This window comes from Megasphaera sp. NM10 (genome assembly GCF_000417505.1).
Classification (GTDB): Bacteria; Bacillota; Negativicutes; order Veillonellales; family Megasphaeraceae; genus Megasphaera; species Megasphaera intestinihominis.
On sequence record NZ_APHY01000018.1, the window covers coordinates 1 to 7,616 of the forward strand.

2 protein-coding genes are annotated in these 7,616 nt (G+C 47.3%); both read right to left on the minus strand.

Annotation, left to right across the window (positions count from 1 at the left end; translation table 11 throughout):
- Nucleotides 1–259 precede the first annotated feature (259 nt).
- Nucleotides 260–7,129, minus strand: coding sequence for an ESPR-type extended signal peptide-containing protein (locus tag NM10_RS04035; protein WP_020310330.1), 6,870 nt, complete (start codon nt 7,127–7,129; stop codon nt 260–262).
- 144 nt (nt 7,130–7,273) lie between these two features.
- On the minus strand, nt 7,274–7,616 hold a 343-nt coding region (locus tag NM10_RS04040), incomplete at its 5' end, for an integrase core domain-containing protein (RefSeq protein ID WP_036243737.1).

Below are 7,616 nucleotides of genomic sequence, written 5' to 3' on the forward strand. Positions count from 1 at the left end.
TCAGTTTCCTCTACACTGTTGCGTACAAGATCCTTTAAATTATTCTTTATAAGATCCTCATTAAGTTGTATAATATTACCAGACATGGTCTATTGCCTCCTTACGAATTTTGTGTGGTAACTTAATTGTACTAGCGGCAATAGACTATGTCTATTTTTTATGAAATTGAATTTGCGAAATATATTTTACCTTATCATATAAAAGCGTCAGTCACTCCTTTCGAGCAACTGGCGCTTTTATACTTCTTATCTACTGTGCCCTACTTTTGAATATGGTTTCCGTAAACATCACGGTACACATTTTGGGCTTTATCATCTTTATCATTTACCCGTACACGTTCCACCTTATGCCGATCATTATCTTTACCGGAAATTCGGTCTACGCGGAAACGATCGATATTCTGCACTTTAACCAATTCAGGACCAAAGTCATCTACAGAACGGGTCATGTTACCATCCGAAGGCGCTCCATTTTGTAAAGCCCTGTAAATAATGGCTGCGTATTCATAACGTGTCATCGCTCTATCGCCTTTAAATTCTCCATCCGGATATCCTTTCAGATAACCTCGTTCCGCTAAGTTCTTAACATACTCATAAGCCCAATGATTTTCCGGTACATCTGGGAAGGTCATAGCCCCGGTTGCTATAGGAGCCAATTTCACAGGCTGACCCGATTCATAGGCTGCCAATTTTTTCGTCAGCGTTTCAATCTGGTTTTTCATAGCCAGCATATCTTTAGCCATGGAAACACGTGAACGGGAGATATGGCTCTTCTGTCCAAATTTCCAGCTGACACCAACGTTCACCATATTCTCTCCGCCGCTGAAGGACCCACCTACGCTAAACATGGTATCTTCATTAGGACGATAATAAGCGCCAATAGCAACTGCATTGGCATTTTTATAATTACCGTACCCGGCTGCAAAATCCCATTTATCATCCGGATCAAAATCCAGAGGATGGAGCCCTGCCAGAGCTGCCGCCCCAGCGCCAACACGATTGATTCGGTTGCCCAAACGATTAATCCGGGTTTCCGTGCCATACAACTGGCTTCCATTTACTGCATCGGTCGAAGAAGGAGAAATATCCCCATCCTTCAAATGGGTAACTTTTGTTCCCCCCATATCAGCTCCTTGGTTATTAATAATAACCGTGTCACCAGCCTTAATGGTATTACCGTTTACCGTAGTTGCATTGATTGTAGTAATATTTCCAGTATCAGCAGTAATAGTCTTCGTTGTCACCGTATCCAACCCTTTCAGGTCTTTGGACAAGCGCACTTTCAGATTATTACTTCCGTCGGATGTGACTCCGATATTGTCATCGGCGGTCAGCTTGGATGTATCGGAAATACCACCGATGACATTGACCTGTTCATTCAGCTTCTTATTGATAACGGCTCCCGTATCGCCGCCGTACTTCATGCCGTCATTCATGGTAGCTACGGTCTGGGTATGGCCATTGTGGTCTTCATAGACAATGCGGTCAATGCCGTCTTTACCGTTATAACCGTCTGTTCCATCCACACCGTTAGCACCTTTGACTACATGGATATCTGCGGAAGCACCGTCTTTGCCGTTGATGCCGATATGGCCGTCAGTACCGTCAGCTCCATCTTTGCCCGCAGAAGAAATGGTAACGCCGTCCTTGCCGTCTTTGCCTTTGACGCCGATGGAACCGTTTACTCCGTCTTTGCCGTCAGCACCTTTACCGCCAACCGTAACCGTATCAGCCTTCAGATTCTTATCCAAGCCGATAATCATATCCCCATTATCATTAACCATGGTCTTGATATTGGAGGAATCATACTGGGAATCCGCTTTTGTGCCGGTTCCTTTGATAGTCATGGTTTCATTCAGCTTCTTGGCCACACTGCCTGTGTTACCGGCAAACTTCAAGCCGTCGTCCAGGGTAGCTACTTCATGATACTGATTCTTGTCATCGGTATAAGTGATACGGGTCATACCATCCGCACCATTCTTGCCGTCTATACCGTCTTTACCCTTGCCGGCCTTCATGGTAAGGCCATCTTTCCCGTCTTTGCCGACCATACCGATGGAGCCATCCTTACCGTTAATAGTTACAGAAGAGCCGTTTGTACCGTTGACGCCGATGGATCCGTCTTTACCATTAGTTCCTTTTTCACCAAGGTTCAGATTATCATTTACATTCACCTTGTAGGGATCATCTTTTGTGCCGTTACCGGTAACAGTGGTATTCTTACCGTCTTTCAGAATGGTCTTATTGGCAGCTACATACGATACCAGCTGACTGCCGTTAATAGCATCCTTTGATGTAGGCGATATATCGCCGTCTGCCACATTTGTAATCTTCTTACTGCCTGCGTCAATACCGGTCTTAGTAATGGACGGACCGTTTGTGATGGTCATGCCATCTGTAGTAATGGTGGTATCGCCGGCTTTGATGGTATCGCCATTAATTGTTTTTGCTGTCACACTGTTCAAGTTAATATCATCATTCAGATCATACTTGACAACGCCGTCAGCCCCGACTGAAGCGGTGGTATTCTTGCCGTTGGTGAAGTCCAGTCCTTTTTTCAAGGTAACGGTCTGAGCCGTACTGTTATTGGCTTTATAGGAAATAGCAGCATTCTCTGCGACTTTGCTATAGTCTACGGATACATCATAGTTGTGTGAACCATTGGTGTTATTGGTCGGTGTCACCTTGACAGAACCGTCTGTAGAAGAAACAGTCGTATTGGCTGCATTCACAGCATCCTGCACGTTGTTATAGGTGTTTCCATTGACAGTCAGCCCGGCTTTAACCGCACCTGTCTTAGTATCTACGCTAGAAGTTCCGCCGATAGCGCTGGCAACGGAGCTGAGGTCAGCATTTACCGTATAAACAGACTGCTCATCAGAGCCGACCGATGAAGTCACGGTCACATTCTGTCCGGCTTTCACTACTGTCTTAGCTGCTTTTACATTCTGATTAGTCTGGTACAACTGGCTGCCATTCACTGCATCGGTGGACGTACTGTTTACATCACCGGCAGCCACGTTGGTGATTTTGGCGCCACCCACGTTGACGATATTGGTTGTGTTCCCCAATGTAATCTTCGTCCCGGTGGTAGTTCCGCCGGTCGTCGTCTGATTGGAAATACTGCTGATTCCCTGCAAATCTTTGGCAAGACGGACTTTCAGGTTGTTCGTACCGTCAGACACGACGCCCAGATTGTCCTCTGCCGTGAATTTTGTCGTATTCGTAATGCCGCCGATGACATTGACCTGCTGATTCAACACCTTTTTGATTTCTTTACCTGTGCTAGATTTATTGGTTGCAGGATCCAGTCCGGCAGACTCTGCGTCACCGCCATAAATCATGCCGTCTGCCAGGAGGGCCACTTCCTGCGGACTCTCCGTTGATCCCTGTATGACATACAGACGAGCTTTGGATGAACCATCCAAGCTCGTTGCTCCCTCTATATGGCTCTGGAGATAAATAGCATCCGAATCGCCGGAATTTCGCAGCATAACTGAACCATCATAAATCCGAACCTCACCTCCCTTCTCTGCAAGGACAGAAATAGATCCATCTGCACCATTGGGATCCGCTTTGCCAAGAGTAATGTTATTGGCCAGCTTCACGGTCATTTTATTATTAGCCGCATCGGCAATGACGCCGATATTGTCATCACTTAGTTTAGCACTATCCTTAATACCGCCCAGGATGGACATGGCCTGATCGGAGCCCCGGTGCAGGACATTGCTATCCGCCGAAGCTTCAGCGCCGATAGTGGAGTTATCTCCGGCAAACCGCAGAGGCCGAGTCATGGTGTAAAGCTGGCTTCCATTCACAGCATCCGTACTCTTTGCGCTGACCAGACCGGCCGCAACATTCTGGATGCGTCGTTCCTTCCCTGCGGAGCCCACCGTTACAATACCTGCAGGGGTTCCACCGGCGTACTGATATGTCCCGTCGCTGTCGTATACATCCATTCCTTTTGTAGTGGCTCCCGATACAACATAAGCCGAATTGCTGCCAAGATAGACGGAATTCCCCAAGGTTGCCGTTACATGGCTCCCCAGAATCTGGGTATTGGACAAATCCGCGTTTTGAGTCGTGGCATCAACGGTATTCTGGTTTCCCACGATCTGGATATCCGTCAGATTCCTGTTTTTCTGGTTTTTGGCCTGGATGGTATTTTTCGAACCTGTAACAGTAATATCAGATACGCTGCCTGCATCGCCTGCTGTGCTTGTATCCGGATCGCCCGTAACCGTATTATGGTTACCCGTTACAAAAATATTTTCAAAGGTTCTCGAGTTGGAAGAATTATTGGACAGGGATTCCATTTTCAGCACGTTTTGATTCCCTACAATACGATTGCTGTCCCCTTCCATACGGTTTTCATTCCCAAAGATTCCCGAATTCGAAGCACTTACATCAGCAGCTGTACCTGTTGCAGCCGTGCTGTTCTGGCTGCCCAGGACATAGGTATTTGCCCCAGTAACCCGGTTCTGAGTGCCAATTGCCCCAGAAGAAACACCGGCTGCCTGTGCGTTTGTTCCTATAGCCAGCGCGTTTTCTGCCAGTGCCTGAGCCGTATCTCCCATAGCGGAAGCACTTTTACTGTTACTTTTGGCATCACTGCCGATGGCGATGGCTTTGTCATCAGAAACACCGGCAGAATAACCAATGGCAACCGCTTTATCTACACTTCTTCCACCATTTTTTATAGAAGACGTCGCAAGAGTCCCTATAGCCAGTGAGTTATTTCCGGCTGCCTGAGCGCCAGCCCCGATTGCCGTGTTATATTGATAACCGCTGATGGCTAAAGTCTGTTTCAGGCTTCCCGGGTTAGCCGGATCTTCATAACCGGCTCCCACTGTAATACTGCCAAGACTCTGCGCTCCTGTATTATTCCCCAGCGCAACACTCCTGTCCCCTAAAGCTTTGGCGCTCACGCCAGCTGCCATAGAGTCTTCACCCTTAGCCAAATCGTTATCATAATTATTCAAATCGGTAGATTTTACAGAGTAGTAATGTGTTTTTGCCGTATCAACAATCTTATCGACCTGAGCTACATTCGCTGCATCAGTCCCCAGTGTCCCTGCGGCGACATTATGGATTTTCGTTCCCTTATTGTCATTATTACGAAGGGTAATACTGTCTCCATCTCCAGAAGTGACCGTATCATAATATACCCCGCTTGCCGTTGCCGAAGAAACATTCGCATTGACCTGAGCTACCGTAGCGTCTATTGATTTTTTGAGCTGTGCCACAGTAACGGCATCCTGATCCAGTGCCCCGTCAGCTACATTGGTAATACGGCGCAGCGCCGATGCATTGCCGACGGAAACGGCAGTCTTAGGAGCCGCCTGTCCTGTCAGATACCCAGTCCCACTGATCATAGCGGCATTGGCCACGGAGCCATTGCCTATGGCAACATTGCCGCCTGCAGCCTGGGCGCCCTGACCTAAAGCTACACTGGCCGCATCTGCAGCCTGGGCGTTAAACCCGATTGCCGTAGATCCATTTCCATTCGCCTGTGCCTGATACCCGACTGCAACGGCATCATCAGCAGCTTTCGTCTCACTGCCTAAAGCCGTAGACTGGATCCGCGATACAGCAGAATCGTTTTTATTAGCATGATATCCAATGGAAACATTTTTCCCTTCAGATGTGTTTCCGCTAGACCCAATATTGGTCCCAGCTTCAGAACCAATGGCTACATTATGGTCGCTTTTGACATCATTTCCCGTTTTGTAGCCAATTGCAATGTTCTGTTGTCCGTCAATATTGTTGCCAGCTCTGTCTCCAATAACTACATGGGATCCCTTCGTCCCTAATACGTCTCCTACCATACCCACGCCTGCACTTGGACCAAGTACGACAGAACGGACGGCATTGGCACTGGCATCTTTACCCAAAACTACAGAAGCACTGCTCCCGGCAGCTGCTCCATTTCCAATAGCAACGGCATCGGCCCCACTGGCTTGTGCACTCTTACCCATAGCCAGGGCATCTGCCCCACTAGCTTGCGCATTCTTACCCATAGCCAGGGCATCGGCTCCACTGGCTGCTGCCTCTGTTCCAACCGCAATGCTGTCAGCTCCAGAAGCAGCCGTACTTTTGCCCAGAGCCAGTGCGCCTTCCGCCTCAGCCTTTGCGCTGTCTCCAATCGCTGCAGCACTATGACTGTTTTGCGTCACAGCAGCATTGTTGCCCATCGCAATTGCATGATTCGAAGCAACCGTACTAGCCTTAGTTCCAATTGCCATGCTGTTATCGTTGAGCTGATCATTGGTCCCATCATTATAGACCGTCGCTCCATCCCCCAGTGCAATCGAAGAGTTTCCCCGAGCATTGGCTGCATCACCGATGGATATGCTTGCTTTGCCTCCGCCTATAACCACAGTAGAACTGTCGCCATCAGCGGTCATATCATTAAAGGAGCCACTGACAGCTTCCCGGCCAATGGCAATACTGTTTTCAGCAGATGAAGCAGAACGAGCATCATCGCCCAGAGCCACAGAATCTTTGCCATTCGCTTTTGCACTGACACCAATGGCAACAGCACCTTCGCCCGCAGCCGCAGCGTCCTCTCCAGTGGAATTGGCACGGAAATACTTTATTCCCGGTTTTGTTTGATCCAAGCCCAAAGCAGAATTCACATTTTTTAGCTTTGTAATATCGGCCGTATTATTGTTGATTTTTCCTGCATTGGCTGTAATCTCATTTTTATTCGCCGCAATATCCGTCTTGTTTTGCTGGATGTTCATGGAATTTTGATTGATTCCAGTCTTATTGGCAGCAATATCTGTTTGGTTCTTTTGTACGTCTGTTTTTACTGCATCCACTTCTGCACTGGTTGCGACCCCATCAGTGGATATTGTGATTGTCTTTGTTGTTTCGTCTTTAGTTACAGAAATGTTAGTTCCGGCCTTCAAAATATCACCGTCTTGAACAGATTCAGCGCTACCATAAAGTGCACTTCCAAATACAAGCACAGCTGTTAATACGGTACTAGTCAGTACCCCCCCCGATTTAATAATTGTTCTTAATAGAGAATTACCCGACGTTTTCCCGCCATTTTTTGCTAATTCTGAAACAACCTGGTACTGCCCTTTTGCGCGATTGAATATAACCTTGTAAATTCTATTCAATCTAATCGCCTCCTTTATATTAAAAATAGCATAAAATAACACTCAGCACCTTTAATAGATTTAAACTTTATACGGTGCACTATAATGGGCCCCTTGTCAAGACCACGTTCTAAAATTTTAAGAGTGGCAGTAAGCAGAATTATTCTAAGCAGCGAAGCAAGCAAAGTAAAACTCGTTGGGAACCTTGTAGCCTAATGCCTCGTGGGGCCGTATGTTGTTGTAATCATCTACGTATTGGTTAATCAGACGTCGAAGCTCTCTTGGGGTGCGATATTCGTTCGGATAGAGCTGCTCCGTTTTGAGGCTACGGAACCAACGTTCAATCATGATGTTGTCTGCCCAGCGGCTCCTGCCGTCCATACTTTGACGGATATTGAGGTTACGAAGCAGATTCTTGTAATCATCACTGGTAAACTGGCTGCCTTGATCTGAATTGATAATGCTGGAACGCGCATGCTTAACGTTTCCGTCACGGCATGAATACAGA